This window comes from Sphingomonas flavalba (assembly GCF_004796535.1).
Classification (GTDB): Bacteria; Pseudomonadota; Alphaproteobacteria; order Sphingomonadales; family Sphingomonadaceae; genus Sphingomonas_L; species Sphingomonas_L flavalba.
Genome location: NZ_SPHY01000005.1, coordinates 84,308 through 101,540, shown reverse-complemented (window position 1 = coordinate 101,540; position 17,233 = coordinate 84,308). Strand labels below are relative to the sequence as shown.

The 17,233-nt window shown below is 66.6% G+C and carries 13 protein-coding genes, 1 tRNA gene and 1 riboswitch; of the genes, 8 read left to right on the top strand and 6 right to left on the bottom strand.

Features of this window, described 5'->3' with window-relative positions:
* Positions 1 to 3 precede the first annotated feature (3 nt).
* From E4A53_RS06935 to E4A53_RS06910, 6 genes are all read left to right on the top strand, one after another.
* Positions 4 to 990: a proline iminopeptidase-family hydrolase gene (locus E4A53_RS06935; protein WP_136162369.1), complete on the top strand. Its 987-nt coding sequence runs from the start codon at positions 4 to 6 to the stop codon at positions 988 to 990.
* Entirely contained in the window at positions 987 to 1,622 is a 636-nt protein-coding gene (gene cmk, locus E4A53_RS06930; protein ID WP_136162368.1) for a (d)CMP kinase, read from the top strand. The genes E4A53_RS06935 and cmk overlap by 4 nt, the downstream gene beginning before the upstream one ends.
* A 264-nt stretch (positions 1,623 to 1,886) precedes the next feature.
* Positions 1,887 to 3,599, top strand: coding sequence for a 30S ribosomal protein S1 (gene rpsA, locus E4A53_RS06925; protein WP_136162367.1), 1,713 nt, complete (start codon positions 1,887 to 1,889; stop codon positions 3,597 to 3,599).
* A gap of 184 nt (positions 3,600 to 3,783) precedes the next feature.
* A complete protein-coding gene (locus E4A53_RS06920) occupies positions 3,784 to 4,065 on the top strand; it encodes an integration host factor subunit beta (protein WP_136162366.1) in 282 nt (93 codons plus the stop codon).
* A 160-nt stretch (positions 4,066 to 4,225) separates the two neighbouring features.
* On the top strand, positions 4,226 to 5,305 hold the full coding sequence (locus E4A53_RS06915) for an endonuclease/exonuclease/phosphatase family protein (RefSeq protein WP_136162365.1): 1,080 nt from the start codon (positions 4,226 to 4,228) through the stop codon (positions 5,303 to 5,305).
* Between the two features lie 34 nt (positions 5,306 to 5,339).
* Positions 5,340 to 5,425 (top strand) — tRNA-Leu (locus tag E4A53_RS06910).
* A gap of 102 nt (positions 5,426 to 5,527) precedes the next feature.
* Here the strand turns inward: E4A53_RS06910 and E4A53_RS06905 are convergent.
* The 5 genes from E4A53_RS06905 to E4A53_RS06885 form a co-directional block, all read right to left on the bottom strand.
* Positions 5,528 to 6,859 (bottom strand): MFS transporter, encoded by a 1,332-nt coding sequence (locus tag E4A53_RS06905; RefSeq protein ID WP_136162364.1) that lies wholly within the window; start codon positions 6,857 to 6,859, stop codon positions 5,528 to 5,530.
* A gap of 4 nt (positions 6,860 to 6,863) precedes the next feature.
* The gene (locus tag E4A53_RS06900; RefSeq protein WP_136162363.1) at positions 6,864 to 8,591 is read right to left on the bottom strand and encodes an amidohydrolase family protein; all 1,728 of its coding nucleotides are present in this window, start codon (positions 8,589 to 8,591) and stop codon (positions 6,864 to 6,866) included.
* Between the two features lie 61 nt (positions 8,592 to 8,652).
* Entirely contained in the window at positions 8,653 to 11,106 is a 2,454-nt protein-coding gene (locus tag E4A53_RS06895; protein WP_239018169.1) for a TonB-dependent receptor, read from the bottom strand.
* Between the two features lie 75 nt (positions 11,107 to 11,181).
* Positions 11,182 to 12,156: a FecR family protein gene (locus tag E4A53_RS06890; protein ID WP_136162362.1), complete on the bottom strand. Its 975-nt coding sequence runs from the start codon at positions 12,154 to 12,156 to the stop codon at positions 11,182 to 11,184.
* Positions 12,098 to 12,721 (bottom strand): RNA polymerase sigma factor, encoded by a 624-nt coding sequence (locus E4A53_RS06885; RefSeq protein WP_136162361.1) that lies wholly within the window; start codon positions 12,719 to 12,721, stop codon positions 12,098 to 12,100. Before E4A53_RS06885 ends, E4A53_RS06890 begins: the two co-directional genes overlap by 59 nt.
* Before the next feature lie 266 nt (positions 12,722 to 12,987).
* Positions 12,988 to 13,205: riboswitch (cobalamin riboswitch) on the top strand.
* Positions 13,206 to 13,446: 241 nt separating this feature from the next.
* On the opposite strand from E4A53_RS06885, the gene metE reads away from it, so the two are divergent.
* Entirely contained in the window at positions 13,447 to 15,771 is a 2,325-nt protein-coding gene (gene metE, locus E4A53_RS06880) for a 5-methyltetrahydropteroyltriglutamate--homocysteine S-methyltransferase (RefSeq protein WP_136162360.1), read from the top strand.
* A gap of 96 nt (positions 15,772 to 15,867) precedes the next feature.
* Here the strand turns inward: metE and E4A53_RS06875 are convergent, their stop codons facing one another.
* Positions 15,868 to 16,566, bottom strand: a complete 699-nt coding sequence (locus tag E4A53_RS06875; protein ID WP_136162448.1) for a hypothetical protein — start codon at positions 16,564 to 16,566, stop codon at positions 15,868 to 15,870.
* 228 nt (positions 16,567 to 16,794) lie between these two features.
* Here E4A53_RS06875 and E4A53_RS06870 point away from each other — a divergent pair, with 228 nt between their 5' ends.
* Positions 16,795 to 17,226 carry a DUF3576 domain-containing protein gene (locus tag E4A53_RS06870; RefSeq protein WP_136162359.1) on the top strand — a complete coding sequence of 144 codons (432 nt, stop codon included), beginning with the start codon at positions 16,795 to 16,797 and terminating at the stop codon, positions 17,224 to 17,226.
* The last annotated feature ends 7 nt before the right edge of the window (positions 17,227 to 17,233 follow it).

Sequence of the window (17,233 nt, the reverse complement as noted above, 5' to 3'; positions counted from 1 at the left end):
GGTATGGACGGCTTGACGATCGACCGGCGCGCATTGATCGGCCTGCTTGGCGCTACCTTGTGCGCGCCCGCGGCCTTCGCCCGCAGCATGGGACCGATCCCGGCGCCGGACCGTGAGGCGATGGTCCCGGTGACCGGCGGCCGCATCTACGTCCGCGTCAACGGGGTACTCGACGGGCCGGCGGCACCGCTGCTGATGATCCACGGCGGCCCCGGCGGATCGCACACCGGCTTCCTGCCGGCGCTGCCGCTGGCACAGGAGCGCGCTATCATCCTTTACGACCAGCTCGACAGCGGCCGGTCGGACCGGCCGGGCGACCCGGCAAACTGGACGGTTGGCCGCTTCGTCGACGAGGTCGACGCGATCCGGCGCCATTTCGGCATCGAGCGGCTGCATGTGCTGGGCGCCAGTTGGGGCGGCACAGTCGCGCTGGAATACGGCGCGCGCCAGCCGGCCGGGCTCAGCAGCCTGATCCTGTCGTCGCCGCTGATCTCGACGCGTAGCTGGCTGTCCGACGCCGCCGTGTTGCGCGGCGAATTGCCGCTGGAGACGCGCGACGCGCTCACCGCGTGCGAACAACCCGCACCGCCGGCGGCGGAGGTCTGCACGACCGCGACCGACGCATTCTACAAGGCCTATAATCGCCGCGAACCGGCGTTCGATGAAATCCGGGCCTATACTGCCCAGCTGCCGCCAATGTTCAACCGGCGCCTGTACGAGACGATGTGGGGCGGGTCCGAATTCGTCAGCACCGGCACGCTGAAGGATTACGACGGGGAGCCGTTGCTCGCGCGGCTGACCGCGCCGACATTGTTCATGGCCGGCCAGTATGACGAGGCGCGGCCGGTGACCGTGGCCGGCTTCGCCGCGCGGGTGAAGAATGCCGGATTCAGCGAGATCGCCGGTGCCGCCCACGGTCTGTTCAACGACCGGCCGGACGAGACGCGGCGCGTCGTCGGCGCCTGGGCGCGGAGATTTGACCGCCGATGATTATCGCCGTCGACGGCCCCGCGGCCAGCGGCAAGGGCACCATCGCCCGCGCGCTCGCCGCGCACTACAAGCTGCCGCACCTCGATACCGGGCTGCTCTACCGCGCGGTCGCGCAGACGCTGCTCGACCATGGCGGCGACCCGGCTGACGAGAAGGCGGCAATCGCCGCCTGCCGGTTCAAGGACAAGCTGCTCACCGACCCGAGGCTCCGTGAGGACGCCGCCGGGATCGCGGCATCGATCGTATCGACCCACTCGGCGGTGCGCGCGGCCCTGATCGATCGGCAGCGCAACTTCGCCCATCAACCGGGCGGCGCCGTGCTCGACGGGCGCGACATCGGCACGGTGATCGCCCCCGGCGCCGATGCCAAGCTATTCGTCCGCGCCACATCGCAGATCCGCGCCCGGCGGCGGCATGACGAACTGGCGGCGCGTGGCGGCGCCGTCACCTTCGATCACGTCCTTGCCGATATCAAGGCCCGCGACAAGCGCGATACGACGCGCGCGGCGGCACCGTTGCGCCAGGCAGCCGACGCGGTGCTGCTCGATACCAGCTACCTGTCGATCGAATCCGCCATCCACCACGCGATCGATATCGTCGAGCAACGGCTGGCCGCCCGCGCCGGCGGGTAAGCCCCACATCCGCTTGCCGGATCGGTCGCCCGCCGTTATAGCGCGCGCATTCGGCGGGCGGATTCGCTCGTGGAGGAAGGCGCGGAGGGGTTCGGCAAGCGGCCGGCAGCCCTCACGCGCCCTTTTCGCGTATCGCGTTCAGACCTTCACGATCTTCTTCGCGCGCCGGGTGCCGCGATCGGCATGAGGCCGGCGCGGCGGCATGGCCAAGACCACCGGAGACAACCGGTCGGCCAGCAACGACGTCAAAGGAACTTCTATTTTATGGCCAGTTCGGCATTTCCCACGCGCGATGATTTCGCCGCGCTCCTCAACGAGTCGCTCGGCGGAGAAGACGAAGGCTTCGAAGGCCGTGTCGTCAAGGGCACCGTTACCGCGATCGAGAACGACCTGGCGGTCATCGACGTTGGCCTGAAGTCGGAAGGCCGCGTGCCGTTGCGCGAATTCGCCGCGCCGGGTCAGAAGGCCGATCTGAAGGTCGGCGACGAGGTCGAGGTTTATGTCGACCGGGTCGAGAACGTCCATGGTGAAGCGATGCTGTCGCGCGACCGTGCGCGCCGCGAGGCCGCGTGGGACAAGCTGGAATCCGAGTTCGGCGAGGAGAAGCGGGTCGAGGGCGTGATCTTCGGCCGGGTCAAGGGCGGCTTCACCGTCGACCTGGGCGGGGCGGTAGCTTTCCTGCCAGGTTCTCAGGTCGATATCCGCCCGGTGCGCGACGTCACGCCGCTGATGGACATTCCGCAGCCGTTCCAAATCCTGAAGATGGATCGTCGTCGCGGCAACATCGTCGTGTCGCGCCGCGCGGTGCTGGAAGAGACCCGCGCCGAGCAGCGCACCGGCCTGATCCAGTCGCTGACCGAGGGCCAGGTGATCGACGGCGTCGTCAAGAACATCACCGATTACGGCGCCTTCGTCGACCTGGGCGGCATCGACGGCCTGCTCCACGTCACCGACCTCAGCTACAAGCGGGTCGGCCACCCGAGCGAGATGATCAACATCGGCGACACCGTTCGCGTCCAGATCATCCGCATCAACCGCGAGACGCAGCGGATCAGCCTGGGCATGAAGCAGCTCGAGAGCGATCCGTGGGAAGGCGCGTCGGCCAAGTACCCGGTCGGCGCCAAGCTGTCCGGCCGCGTCACCAACATCACCGAATACGGTGCGTTCGTCGAGCTTGAAGCCGGCATCGAGGGCCTGGTCCACGTGTCGGAGATGAGCTGGACCAAGAAGAACGTCCACCCCGGCAAGATCGTATCGACCAGCCAGGAAGTCGAGGTCGTCATCCTCGAGGTCGACGAGGACAAGCGCCGCATCTCGCTGGGCCTGAAGCAGGCGATCAGCAACCCGTGGGAAAGCTTCGCCGAGAACCACCCGGTCGGCTCGACCGTCGAGGGCGAAGTCAAGAACGCGACCGAGTTCGGCCTGTTCATCGGTCTCGACGGCGACGTCGACGGCATGGTCCACATGTCCGACATTGCTTGGGGCATTTCCGGCGAGGACGCGCTGGCGCTGCACCGCAAGGGCGAGGTGGTGAAGGCGGTCGTCCTCGACATCGACGTCGAGAAGGAGCGCATCTCGCTCGGCATGAAGCAGCTTGAGCGCGGCGCGCCGGCCGTCGGTCGGGCGACCGAGGGCGAACGGCTGTCCAAGAACGCAATCGTCACCGTTACCGTGCTGGAAGTCCGCGACGGCGGCCTCGAGGTGCAGGCGGGCGACGACGGCGCCACCGGCTTCATCAAGCGGTCCGACCTTGGCCGCGACCGCGACGAACAGCGGCCGGAGCGTTTCCAGATCGGCCAGAAGCTGGATGCGATGGTCACCGGCTTCGACCGTTCGAAGAAGCCGACCTTCTCGATCAAGGCGATGCAGATCGCCGAGGAGAAGCAAGCGGTTGCCCAGTACGGTTCTTCGGATTCGGGTGCGTCGCTCGGCGACATCCTCGGCGAGGCGCTGAAGGCCCGCGAGAACCAGGAGTAAGCCGAGGTGCGGGCGAAGGCCCGGCGCGCACGGCACAGGGAAACGGGGTGCGGCCGCCGGCCGCGCCCCGTTTTTCACGCCCGGCCTCCAAACAATGAATGATATTTCCTGCGTTTCATTCCTGATATGATGATGCCGCCGCACCGATGCGGGCGTTTGTGTAAAGCCCTTGGCAGGAAGTAGCATGATCCGTTCCGAGCTCGTTCAACGCCTGTCCAGCGACCATCCTGACCTGTCGCTGCGCGAGATCGAGAAGATCGTTGCGGTGTTCTTCGATCAGATCAGTGAGAGGCTAGCCGAAGGCGGCCGGGTCGAGCTGCGCGGCTTCGGCGCCTTTTCGACCCGCGCGCGGGGATCCCGCGTCGGCCGTAATCCGCGCACCGGCGAAACGGTTGCCGTCGATGCCAAGCGCGTCCCCTATTTCAAGCCCGGCAAGGAAATGCGCGCCCGCCTCAACGCGGACTAACGCTCGGCACATTCGTATCACCCGGTTTCCGACGCGCAGGCGCGCCAGCCGCCTGCCAATCAACCGCGCCTGTGTCACACGCGTGCGTTTCACAATGGTGCAACCCGGCTGACATCGGCGCGACCCATTACCGGCCTAGCGCGGCGGCGAGGGGGCCGCCATGCCGCTATATCGCCGCGCGTTGCTCTGCGCCTGCGCCATCGTCTTTGGGGCGACCGGGCTGAGCAGCGGCATCGTCGACGACCCGCTGGCGCCGGCCGTGCAGCGGGCCGACGAGCGGCCGCTTTCGGTGCTGACCTACAATATCGCCGCCCTGCCCTGGCCGCTCGCCTCCGGCCGCGGCGCGGCGATCGACCGGATTGCCGCACGGCTGGCGGCAATGCGGCAAGCGGGCCGGCAGCCCCGGATCGTGCTGCTGCAGGAAGCGTTCACGCCGGAAGCGGCGCGGATCGCCAGGCGCGCCGGCTATCGCCATGTCGCGACCGGCGCCGATACGGCGCTGCGCAGCGTCGCGACGCCAACCGCCGCCGACATCCGCTTCCTCGCCGGGGCGCGGTGGGACCGGGGCGAAGGATGGGGCAAGCGACTGGACAGCGGGCTGATGATCCTGTCCGACTACCCGATCGTCACGGTGCGGCGCATGGCCTTTCCCGATTTCGCCTGTGCCGGCTTCGACTGCCTGGCCAACAAAGGCGTTCTGCTTGCCCATCTCCGGGTACCCGGTTTCGCCAGACCGGTCGCTGTCGCCAATACCCATCTGAATGCACGTCGAGCATCCGGTGTGCCGGTGGCGCGCGCGCAGCAGGCCTATCAGCGGCAGGTCGCGCTGACGGCGGCATTCATCGGCCGCCACGTCGACACCGGCGCACCGCTGCTGCTGGGCGGCGACATGAACATCGGCAAGGACCCGGACCGGGCGAGCACCTTCTTCGGCGCCTTCGCCCGGTTCGGCTTCGTCGCGCCGCGCCATGGCGGCCTGCGCCGCGCGCTGGCCGAGGCGGCATGGACCGACGACGACGCCCGCGATGCCCTTGTCTCCGCCGACCGGCACGGCAAGGACTGGATCTTCGCCCGGGCAGCCGACGGTACGCCCATGCCGGTCGGCCGCGCACACGCGCCGTTCGGGCCGGGGCACGACGGCAAGCCGCTGTCCGACCATGTCGGCTACGTCATCGACTATGACCCACCGCCGCGCCTTATTGCCAGGCCAGCAGCGAGCCGGCTGCGCATCCCGACTTGACCCGCCGTCGCAAACGCGGCTTTTGCGGTTGTGCGCGGACGTGGCGGAACCGGTAGACGCAGCGGACTTAAAATCCGCTTCCCCATGGGAGTGCGGGTTCGAGTCCCGCCGTCCGCACCAACACGAATAGTTATGCTACGCCGCCGCCGGATCGACGGCCGTTTCCGGCGGTCAAACGGGTAGCGATGCGCCTGCCGGCTCACCGCGGAAATTTCCCCGGACTCAGGGCTTATCGTTGGCACCCGCCCGATCGGGGACAAACAGCACCGCAATTGCGGCGAGCCCGGCGAAAGCCGCGAACGCGCCGGTGATCTGCACGACATCGCCTCCGGTGATCGCCAGGAGCACACCACCGATGGTCGGCCCGGCGATCGCGCCGATGCGGCCGACACCCAACGCCCAGCCAACCGCGCCGGTGCGTATCGAAGCCGGATACCAGGCGGTGATCCACGCGGTCAGGACCAACGTAGTGGCGACAGTTCCATAACCCACAAGCGCCGCCAGAGCGTAAGTCATGCCGATGCTGGTCGACTGGCCGAACGCCACGATCCCGAACGCGGCGAGCGCATAGGAGGCCGCAATCGTGCGCCGGTTGCCCAATCGATCGGCAAGCCAGCCGCCGACAATCCCGCCAAGCGCCCCGGACAGGCTGAAGGCGGCGAGCATACCGAGGCTCGAACCCACCGCCATGCCCTGTTCCCGCATGATGCGAGGCAGCCAGCTACCGAGACCGTAAACCAGCAGCAGGCCGATCGCGATCGCGCTCCAGAAGGCGATGGTAGCGCGCGCCCGTCCCGCGCTGAAAAGCGCATTTCGCTCGCCGACCTCCGGCGCTGTATCGGCCGCCGCCATGGGCCGGGCGTGGCCGGCCAGCCATTCAGCCGCGGCCGGAGCGGCGCCGAGACGAACCCCCGCGGCAATCGCTTCTCCCGTGTGGCCGGCGCGCGCCAACTGTTCGAAGCTTTGCGGAAGCGCGCGCCAGAGAAAGGGCGCCATGGCAAGCGGAACGGCTCCGAGCCAGAAGAGACCCCGCCAGCCCCAAGCGGGGATCACCGAAATGGCGACGACGGCGACCAGCATGATACCGAAGCCATAGCCACTGTACATCAGACCATAATTGCGTGCCCGATTGGCAAGCGGCGAATATTCGATAGTCAGCGTAGCCGACAGCGGGATCACACCCCCCATGCCGATCCCGCCAAGAAAGCGGAACAGGCCGAACTGCCACGGGCTCTCGCTGAGCGCGCAGCCGATCATCGACGCGCTGAAGACCGCAACGCAGATTGCCAGCAGCCCGCGCCGTTCGACCCGTTCGCCGATCATCCCCATGAGGGGCGCCCCGATCATCATTCCCGCGAGCGCGCAACTCGCGAGCAGGCCGAGGCCGACATCGCCGATCGCGAAGGCCGGGTCATGGGACAACGACAGGATCGCTGCCCCCATGACCCCGACGTCGTAGCCTTCGGCAAGGATCGCGAGGCCGCACAGGAGCAAGACCCTGCGCGTCGTCGCGGGAGAAACATGATCTCCGATTGCGCCGTTGATCGTACTCATCCCATCATCCGCGATGCCCGCCCACCTCGAAATAGCCCTGGTCCTTGAGGCGTCCCCAGATCTTTTCGACGACCACCCCTCCGCGCTGCATCAGATGGGCTTCGTTGCCGACGAGGAGATGGCCGTCGCGCAGTTGCCAGCGGCCATCGGTCATGACGTTCCGCACGGCAAGCCCGTTGGCATAGAGAAGACTGTTCAGCGGTTCGAGTGCGCGCGTGCCGCTGCCGACCAGCAGTTGATCGATCGCGATGGTGCAGAGATCGGCTTTGGCGCCAGCCTGGATGCGGCCGAGATCATCGCGACCGAGACCGCGCGCGCCGCCCAGGGTCGCGGCTTCCATCGCGTGCCATATGGTCGGCTCGATCAAGCCGACCGGGCTCGTCTTGGCATAGAGCTGAGCGCGGCTGCGCCCCTGCGCCACGGCCTGGCGGATATTGTCGAGATAGTCGTTCGAATGGGTATCCAGGCCGATGCTGGTGTTGACCCCGGCGGCCAGCGCCTCGGGCCAGGGCTGGCTCGACGGCAGCACGCCCCAGCCGGCTCCGGACGGGCAGTGCGCGAAGGTAAAGGCCTTTGCCGCCGCGAGGATCGGCAGATCTTTCGCCACATCGACGCCGAGCAAATGCCCACCGAACAGCCTGCCGTCCAGCAGACCGACCTCGCGCAGGATTTCGACTTCACCCATCCCCCAATAGGCCCGCAACACCGCCATGTCGCGCGGCCGCCAGCTGTTCTGGACGTGAATATGGACGCCATTCCCAAGCTCTTTCGCTGCCGCGATGATCGCAGCGAAGCTGGCGCGCGTGTGGGTCGCGACGACCGAAGGCGCCATCATCGGGCGAATGCGGCCGTCCGCCGAGCCGTTGACGGTGCGCGAATAGGCAAGCGCAGCAGCGATCTCATCGAGTGTCGCCGCTTCGCTGTCATCGAGCACCTTGTTGTCGGTGCGCGTCCAGATCGGCAGCAGCCGCTTCATGCCGGGCACCATGCCGCCAGGAAAGCCGCGCATCCCGAAGCGGGTGGCTACGCGAACATAGGATTGCATCTGCTTCAGGCTGAGCGACATGTCGACCTGGGTCGTGCAGCCGGTGCGCAGCATTTCCGCGAGATTGATCGCGGTGAGATCGTCCAGCTCGTCCTCTGTCAGATCGTCGATCATCGTCATCGGCACAAGGAGCGAACGCGCGCGCGGCGCGGTGCCCTCACCCTGGATCGACGCGATCGGCGTTTCCTCGATGAAGCCGCGCGTCAGCGTCCCGGCGCAGCTATGCGTATGGCCCGAGATAAAGCTGGCCGTGAGGATCTGGCCCGGAAGGCGGAGCCGGTCGTCGCTTCCCGACGAATGGGGGCGGACCTCGACGATGCGGTCTCCATCGATGACTACTTCGTGATCCGCCAGCAGCTTGAGCGCGTCATTCTCGCACGCAAGCACCCAGTCAGGCTGAAGAATCTGCCGCGCCGTCGCCCGAAGCGCTGTCGCCGCCGGAGCCTGCGGCGCCTTCCCGTTGCTCCCGAAGAGCATCTGTGTACGCCGCACGCCCCCGCCAAGCGCCGCGCGGGACGGCGCACCGGCGAGTTCGCCGCAAATGCTGCAACCGTGGGAGAAGTCGTGCAAGCCATGCCCGAACATCCCAGCCGTGGCGGGCCGCGCCAGCATGGCGCCGCCAACGCCCGCCATCCCGCCGGCGAGCAATCCTCGCCGGCTAAGCTGCATCATACCGTCATTGGTCATGCTGTATCCTCTCGATTCGGCTCGATTGCGGGGGGCGGCACGGCGGGAGCGGGAGCACGCGCTAGAGGCGGTAGCTGAGCTCCACGCCGAGAACGCGCCCCTTGCTCAGCGGCGAATGGGTTTCGCCCGGCACGAACGGCAGCGGCACGTCGAGGCCGTAAAAAACCTGGTTCGTGAGATTTTTTCCGTAGAGCGACACTGCCCAACCGCCGCGAAACGCGTAGGTGAGCCCCGCGTCCAGGTAGTCGACCGCATTCAGGAAGCCGCGATTGTCGTCGGTCGAGAACGCCATGTCGCGGTGGGTGAAGCTGATCCGCGCCGAGGCCTCGTGCCCATTGCCGAACGCATGCTTGTAGGTCGCGGCCGCGCCGTAGGACCATTTCGAGAGCAGGGGGAGCCGGAGCCGGTAATCCTCCGGCCCGACGCTGCCGTTGCCGCTGAGGTCGAAAAGGATGTCGCTGAACTCTGGATCGAGATAGCCGAGGTTGGCGCTGAGAGTCAGGCCGTCAACCGGCTGGGCCGTGATTTCAGCCTCGAGACCGCGGATCGTTGCGTCAGCGGTGTTCGCGGTAAGCTGAACCGACCCAAGCACCGGGTCGGTGCGCGAAATGTCGCGCTGCAGCTTCTTGTATTTGTTGACGAATCCAGCGAGATTGACCGTCAGGCGGCGATCGAAGAAGCGCTTTTTCAAACCAACCTCGAACGAGTCCTCGGTTTCCTGGTCATAGGGCCCGGGAACTTGGGCGCTCGCCTGGCGCAGATTATAGCCGCCGCTACGGTTGCCGCGAGTCCAGAAGCCGTAAAGGTTGGTGTCGTTGTCGGGCTTCCAGGTCAGGCCGATCTTCGGATTGAAAGCGCTCCAGCGGTCGCTGTCGTCAAAGCCGTAGGTGGTGCAATCCGACAGAATGATCGAGCATCCCGAGATCGCGGCGGGAGAGATGCGATTGACACGGGCATGTTTCTTCTCGCGCGAGTAGCGCGCGCCGAGGTTCAGTTGAAAGGTGTCGGTCAGGCTGACGTCGAACGCCCCGAAGAACGCGATCGTCGACGATGCCTGGCGGCCGCCGCCGACAAGATTGTTGGCTCCCGATTGCAGGATCCGGTTCTCGATGTAGAGAAGCCGGTCAGTGTAATAATACCCTCCGACCGTCACCGCCACCGGACCGAGATCGCCGGAGTAGCGAAGCTCGTTCGAGAACTGGTGCTGATCGACGAGCGCGCCGACGTTGAAGATCGGCTGGGTGGTTCCGTCGAAGTCGGTCAGGCTGCGCTGGGTAACCGTGCGGTAGCCGGCAATATTGACGATCTTGCCGTTACCGAAGGCCACATCCTTTTCGATATCGAGCGACGCCTGGTGCCACTCGATCTCAAAAAAGCCCGGCGTGTTGATCGCGAAATCAAAGCTGTCGCGGCTCCATTCGCCATGGTTCTGGACCGCCGGTCCGTCGCCCTCGGTCTTGCTGAACGAATATCGGCCGGTGACGCGCAAGTCGTCCGCCGGCGTGAAGGCAAGCGCGGCATTTATGCGCGTGCTCGACGATTCCCCGAACTTGCTGTTGTCGAAGCGGTTGCGAAACCAACCCGAATCATCGCTGCGGTAGACGGCGACCTTCCCCGCCAGGGTCGACGTCAGCGGACCCGACACGACGAGGGACTCGGTGAATTTGGGTCCGCTCTCCACGCCGGCCTGCGCCCGGATTTTCAGGGTCGAGCTCGGCTCGGTGGTCCGTTGCAGAACAGCGCCCGCGGTTACGTTGCGACCGAACAGCAGACCCTGCGGCCCGCGCAGCACTTCGACCCCCTCGATGTCGAAATTGTCGAGGGCGAGACCCGAGCCGACGCCGGCGAAGATGCCGTCAACGAACACGCCCACGGTTGGGGTGCTTGAGGGAATGCTGTTGTTGACCGCCATGCCGCGGATCGAGAATGTCGCGGTTCCCGGATACGTGCCTGAGCCAGTGAGAATGACGTTCGGCACCAGATTGCCGAGAGCGTACAGATCGCGAATTTTGGCCTGTTCGAGTTGCTCGCTTCCGAAAGCCGAGATGGTAACCGCGGCTTCCTGAACGCTTTCCCCCCGCGCGCGCTTCGTACCGGTGACGACGATTTCGGAAGGTTCGGCGGGCGCCATTTCTCGGGCGTCCGCGTCGGCTGCCGTGGGTGCCGGACCGGTGGATGGCGTGTGCGCCTGTTTCGCCCTGACCGGCCTGGTCTTCGGTGCGCGGACGATCGCCACGGCGCCGGACACGTCGGCCCGCGTTACGAAGCCGGTGTCGAGGAGGATCGATTGGAGCGCGGCGTCGACCGAGAGAGCGCCCCGAGCGCCCCGCGATTTGGCCGAGCCCACCTCGTCGGACTTATAGATGACCTGCCGGCCAGACTGACGGGCATATTGATCGAGCGCCCCGTCGAGCGGTCCCGGGGCGATGTCGAACTGGCGAACCTGTGCGTGAGCGGGGGCTACCGTGGTAACGGCAACGGCGAAAACGGCGGCGCCGATAAATTGTCTAGCCAAAATGTCCTTCCTCCCGTCGCAGCGATTTTGCCGCGTTCAAAAAGCTGGACAAGCGACCGCCCGAAACCCGTAACGCTAGCGGCTCGAGATTTTTATGGTGGCGCCATCCTCCTGCACGCGAAGGCCATAAGCCTCGCGCATAAGCCGCGCGAAAGCATCGATATTGTTCCATTTGAACGTGCCGCCGATACGGATTTCGGCGGCGTCGGCATCGGCTACCATGATCGACTTTTCATTGTAGCGATTGAACTCGGCCGCCGCCTCGGCGAGCGTCGACTGGTCGAAAGTGAGGACACCGTCGCGCCACGAGGCGGCCTGGGCGATCCTGTCCCCCAGGTCCGCCGTCACAACCGTCGATGCGCCGTCCGCAACTGCCCTGTCGCCACCGGTGACCACCACCGCGCGGCCGGTCGACCCGGTGTTGGCATCCGCAAGAGATACCCGGCCCTCGATCACCGACAGCACCAGCTTGCCGCCTTCGCGGCGGACGTTGAATTTGGTCCCCAGGACAGTGATCGTCCGGTCGCCCGCGTGGACGATAAAGCGCTGGCCGTCACGTTTCGCGATGCTGAAATAAGCCTCGCCCCTGTCTAGCCACACCTCCCGCGCCCCGGCGCCGATCGCGGCGCGCAGCGTGGACCCGGTATTGAGCTCGATCCGGCTTCCGTCCGCAAGCGCCGCGAGCTTCCGCTCGCCCCGTGCCGTGTCGAAGCGCTGTTCCGCGACTAACGGCCGGCTGTCCGCGCCGCTCCAATCGATCTGGGTATAGGCGCCGACCATGGCGACGAGCGAGGCCGCCAGCGCCATCGCCAGCCAGCGGCGCCGGGGCGTCGGAGCCTCATCCTCATACCAGTCGAGATCCTGAGCGGGTGCGGCTGCCGCGCCAATGCGGTTCCAGCCATGCTCGAGCCGCCAATAAGCGGCCTGATGCGCTGCCGAGGCCTCCAGCCAACTATCGAGCGCCTGTTGCTCCTCGGCCGACCAGCCGGGCTCATCGCGCTTCGCGAGCCAGCTTGCCGCCTGCGCTTCGATCATGTTTTGCGCGCTCATCGACCTTCACTCCGCGTCCGCTCGGTCCACCATTCCTGACAATCTTGCCCGTGCCTCCAAGCAAAAAATCCACCAGCGCCCGCATCCCGAGCGTCAGTTGCCGCTCGACCGTATCGACCCCGACACCGAGCCGATCCGCCGTCTCCCGCGTGGAATAGCCTTCGATCTTCCGAAGCGTCACCACCGCACGGCAGCGGGGCGGGAGCCGGTTGAGCCCTTCCTGCGTCCGGCGCAGATCGTCCCGTGCCTCAAACTGGCGCTCGGTATGGAACATCTCCTCGCCCGATACGTCATCTTCCAGGTTCGCGACGAGTTCGAAGGAAACCAGCTTCGAGCGTTTGGCCCGGTTTATCAGCAGGTTTCGGGCGATGGCGTAAAGATAGCCGGCGCTGTTCCCCGGCAGCTCCCGCCGTGCGCTCTCGATCGCCGCCGCATAAACATCCTGGCGCAGGTCGGCGACGAGATCGGAGTCGGAACAATTTCGGCGAATGTAACGTGTCAAAGAGGCCTCAAGGGGGAGAACATCCTGGCAGAACCACCGTTTGAGTTCACGATCGTCAGGCATGGTCGGCCATCGCCACCTTGTCTCTCATGGTCCTATTGTAGCTTTGACAATCGACACGCGAAAAGCCGTAACGCTTCCCAGCGTCAAACGCCGTCTAAAGCAGAATCTCCGGTCCACGTCGAAAAAGTCCGCCCCAGACCGGGACGGGCATCGCCGACGCCTCGGGCCAGCGCGACCGCAAGCGCCCGTTTGTCGGCATATGCATCTTCTGAAATAGATATATAAAGAATTCTTTATATGTGAATTGACATGACCGCCGCGTTCGGCTTTAAGGAGGTGGTCGAGGTTCTCCGCGCTGCTCGCGGCGTGGAGCTAAGACGGGAAGCCGGTGGCACCCGCAAGGGTGGAGTCCGGCGCTGCCCCCGCAACTGTAAGCGGCGAGCGCAGGTCCGATCGGGGTCACTGGTGCCGACCGGCACCGGGAAGGCCGGGACCTGGGTTATGACCCGCGAGCCAGGAGACCTGCCTCGTCGCGATAACGTCCTCGGGCGGGGTGCCCCGGTGGATCGCGCGAGAGCATCCGCGCGTCCATCCCGCAGCCCGCCCGCCATGCAGGGGTGTGCCATGCGGTTTTCGTCGCCCTTCACCCGATCGATCCGGCCCCCGCCCGGCCCGTACCGCGCGATCGCGCCCGGCTGACCGGCCGCGCCGACCCGCGCAATCGACACCCCGTTCATTCCCCCCACAACCGGCGGGCGCCCCTGCCTGCCCGGAGGAGATTTCCCATGCCCGTCATCGTCGCCAATCTGGGTTTCCCGCGCATCGGCCCGCGCCGCGAACTGAAGACCGCGCTCGAGGCCTTCTGGTCCGGAAAGACCAGCGAGGCCGAACTGCTGGAAACCGCCGCCGCGCTGCGCGCCGCCACCTGGGCGCGGCAGAAGGCGCTGGGCGTCGACGTGATCCCCAGCAATGATTTCTCGCTGTACGATCAGGTGCTCGACACCAGTGTCGCGGTCGGCGCCATTCCGGCGATCTACCGGTCGCTGGGCACCGCCGATTCGCTCGCCGTCTATTTCGCGATGGCGCGCGGCACCCAGACCGGTGTCGGCGAGGAAGGCTGCAGCCATGGCCACGGCGCCCATGCCGATGTGCCGGCGCAGGAAATGACCAAGTGGTTCGACACCAATTATCACTACATGGTCCCGGAAGTGACCGCGAACCAGAGCTTTGCGCTGACCTCCACCAAGGCGATCGACCAGTTCAAGGAAGCCAAGGCGCTTGGTTATCACACCCGGCCGGTGATCCTTGGCCCGGTAACCTGGCTGCTGCTCGCCAAGGCCAAGGACGCCGCGTTCGATCCGCTGACCCTGCTGCCGGCGCTGCTGCCGGTCTATAGCGAGTTGCTCGGCCGGCTGCGCGACGCCGGCGCCGATTGGGTGCAGATCGACGAGCCGGCGCTGGTCCTCGACCTCGGCGCGCGGGCGCGGGACGCCTTCGCCACCGCCTATCGCCACTTCGCCGATACCGTCGGCGGGCTGAAGCTGATGCTCGCCACGTATTTCGGCGCGCTGGGCGACAATCTCGACACTGCGCTGGCCCTGCCGGTCGCCGGGCTGCATGTCGACCTGGTCCGCGCGCCGGAACAGCTGGACGCCGTCGTCGACGGCGCGCGACCGGACCTGCTGTTGTCGCTGGGCGTCGTCGACGGGCGCAATGTGTGGAAGGCCGATCTCGGTGCGCTGCTCGACCGGCTGGAACCGGTGGCCGGGCAGTTCCAGAAGCTGCAGATCGCCCCGTCCTGCTCGCTGCTCCACACGCCGATCGACCTGGCGCTGGAGACGAAGCTGGATACGCAGGTCGCGAACTGGCTGGCGTTCGGCGCGCAGAAGCTGGAGGAGCTGGCGCTGCTCGGCAAGGCGCTGAACGCCGGGCGGGCGGCGGTCGCCGACGCACTGGTCGCCAATGCCTATGCCATTGCCGACCGGCGCGCGTCGCCGCTGGTCAACAACCCGGCGGTACGCAGCCGCCTGGCGCAGGTCGATGCCGGCTGGGCGCGGCGGGAGACACCGTTCGCCGAGCGGATCAGCGCGCAGCAGGCGGTGCTGAACCTGCCGCCGCTGCCGACGACGACGATCGGCTCCTTCCCGCAGACCGCCGAAGTCCGCAAGGCCCGCGCCGCCCATGGCAAGGGCGCGCTGGACCAGGCCGGCTACGACCAGTTCCTGCGCGAGGAAACCGAGCGCGCGATCCGCTGGCAGGAGGAGATCGGCATCGACGTGCTGGTCCATGGCGAATTCGAGCGTAACGACATGGTCCAGTATTTCGGCGAGCAGCTTGCCGGTTTCGCCTTCACCCGCGCGGCGTGGGTGCAGAGCTATGGCTCGCGCTGCGTGCGGCCGCCGATCATCTACGGCGATGTGTCGCGGCCCGCGCCGATGACCGTCGCCTGGTGGCGTTACGCCCAGGGCCTGACCGACAAGCCGGTCAAGGGCATGCTGACCGGGCCGGTGACGATCCTGCAATGGTCGTTCGTCCGCGACGATCAGCCGCGCGCCGATACCTGCCGCCAGATTGCGCTGGCGATCCGCGACGAGGTGACAAACCTGGAGGCAGCCGGCGCCAAGATCATCCAGATCGACGAGGCGGCCCTGCGCGAAGGGTTGCCGCTGCGCCGCGCCGACTGGCAATATTATCTGGACTGGGCCGTCGAAAGCTTCCGCATCGCCGCGTCCGGGGTGCGGCCGGATACCCAGATCCACACCCATATGTGCTATTCCGAGTTCAACGACATCATCGAATCCATCGGCGCCATGGATGCCGATGTGATTTCGATCGAGACGTCGCGGTCCAAGATGGAACTGCTCGATGCGTTCGTGACCTATAAATACCCGAACGAGATCGGGCCGGGGGTCTACGACATCCACAGCCCCCGCATCCCGACGACGCGGGAGATGGAGGAACTGCTGCTGAAGGCCGGTGAACGGCTGTCGGCCGGGCAGCTGTGGGTCAACCCCGATTGCGGCCTGAAAACTCGCAAATGGGAGGATGTGAAGCCGGCGCTGGTCAACATGGTCGACGCCGCACGGCGAGCGCGCGCGGCGCTGGCCTGAGCTGTCGGCGCGGGGCCTTTCGACCGGTCAGGCAACCGGTCGGGAGGCCCCGCGCTAAACGGAGCCATCGCTGCACTGGTCCGCCGCAACGACGCTTTAGAACTTGAAGGCGGTGCCGATATAGACGGCCTGGCTGTCGCGGCGGGCGTCGCTGCTCGGCTGCAGCCGGTCCCGCTGGCTCTGGTAGCGCAGGCCGGCGGTGACGTCGATGTTGCGGGTCAGCGAATAGGAACTGGCGAGATCGACGGAGACGCGCTCGTCATCCGCGACCAGCCGGGGCTGGTTGCCGATCGGGCTGTCCTTGCCGACCTGGAGCCGGGTGCTGAACCGCGGCGCGTTGTAGCTGACGCCGACGTCGACCTTCTGCCGGCTGCCCGGCAGCATGCCGAGGTCGACCTTGGTGACGTCGCCGGACAGCGCGAAGCGCTTCCAGCCGACCGAGACGCCGAGGTTATAGGCGATCGGGGACAGGCCGGACGTAACGGGCGCCTGACCGGCCATCCGTTCCGCCTGGGCGCGGCTGCCGGTGGACAGGGCGCGGACCGCGACCGTGACCGACCGCTTGCCGTTGAGCGCCGCCGCCGACGGGGTGAAGCGGAAGCCGGAACCGCCGGGCAGGCCGGCGCGGGCCAGGCTGGCCGCCATGCGCGGATCGGCGCCGGCCGGGGTGAAGGTGCCCAAGCCGCCATTGGTCAGCGCGGTGCCGACTCCCAGCTTGCCGACCAGATCGTCCGCGCGAGCGCCGAATACGGGAGACAGGGCAAAGCCGAGGACGGCAATCGCCACCCCCGTCATCCCTGCAATCCCCCGCAATCCGCGCATCGCGAATCCCCAACCTAAAGCTCGGCCTGCCGTCTAGCATGATTCGAGAACGGCCCGCCATGTCCTGAATCGCTTTTCAGCACAATGTTGCACAACATCCACAATCATGGTTCGCGACGGCGTTTCCGGCGCCTTGCGGGGACGGCGCGAGGGCCTATAAGCGGCCTTCGACCGCATTCCGGCGTATTTCGAGGAAGTGAGATGGCCGTTCCCATTCGTCCCCTGGTCCTGATGCTTGCGCTCGGCCTTGCCGCCTGCGGCCAGAAGGACCGCCCTAAGACCGACCTGGCCGCCGCGAAGATCACCCAGATCGGCGTCAATTCCTATCTATGGCGCGCGTCGCTCGACACGTTGTCGTTCATGCCGCTGGTCCAGACCGATTCCAATGGCGGCGTCATCGTCACCGACTGGTATGCCAACCCGCAGACGCCGAACGAGCGGATGAAGGTGACGGTGACGATCCTCGACCAGGATCTGCGCGCCGACGCGCTGAAGGTGGCGGCGCTGCGCCAGGTCAACCAGAACGGCCAGTGGCTCGACGCACCGGTGCAGGCGGCAACGGTGCAGAAGCTGGAGAACATCATCCTGACCCGCGCCCGCGACCTGCGCCGCAATTCGATCACCAAGGGTTAGGGGATAG

What these genes read in the sequence shown, in the direction of transcription:
- rpsA (WP_136162367.1), top strand. Translation starts at nt 1,887, where the DNA reads ATGGCCAGTTCGGCATTTCCCACGCGCGATGATTTCGCCGCGCTCCTC.
- E4A53_RS06870 (WP_136162359.1), top strand. Translation starts at nt 16,795, where the DNA reads ATGGCCGTTCCCATTCGTCCCCTGGTCCTGATGCTTGCGCTCGGCCTT.
- cmk (WP_136162368.1), top strand. Translation starts at nt 987, where the DNA reads ATGATTATCGCCGTCGACGGCCCCGCGGCCAGCGGCAAGGGCACCATC.
- metE (WP_136162360.1), top strand. Translation starts at nt 13,447, where the DNA reads ATGCCCGTCATCGTCGCCAATCTGGGTTTCCCGCGCATCGGCCCGCGC.
- E4A53_RS06905 (WP_136162364.1), bottom strand. Translation starts at nt 6,859, where the DNA reads ATGAGTACGATCAACGGCGCAATCGGAGATCATGTTTCTCCCGCGACG.
- E4A53_RS06935 (WP_136162369.1), top strand. Translation starts at nt 4, where the DNA reads ATGGACGGCTTGACGATCGACCGGCGCGCATTGATCGGCCTGCTTGGC.
- E4A53_RS06890 (WP_136162362.1), bottom strand. Translation starts at nt 12,156, where the DNA reads ATGAGCGCGCAAAACATGATCGAAGCGCAGGCGGCAAGCTGGCTCGCG.
- E4A53_RS06920 (WP_136162366.1), top strand. Translation starts at nt 3,784, where the DNA reads ATGATCCGTTCCGAGCTCGTTCAACGCCTGTCCAGCGACCATCCTGAC.
- E4A53_RS06915 (WP_136162365.1), top strand. Translation starts at nt 4,226, where the DNA reads ATGCCGCTATATCGCCGCGCGTTGCTCTGCGCCTGCGCCATCGTCTTT.
- E4A53_RS06875 (WP_136162448.1), bottom strand. Translation starts at nt 16,566, where the DNA reads ATGACGGGGGTGGCGATTGCCGTCCTCGGCTTTGCCCTGTCTCCCGTA.
- E4A53_RS06900 (WP_136162363.1), bottom strand. Translation starts at nt 8,591, where the DNA reads ATGACCAATGACGGTATGATGCAGCTTAGCCGGCGAGGATTGCTCGCC.
- E4A53_RS06885 (WP_136162361.1), bottom strand. Translation starts at nt 12,721, where the DNA reads ATGCCTGACGATCGTGAACTCAAACGGTGGTTCTGCCAGGATGTTCTC.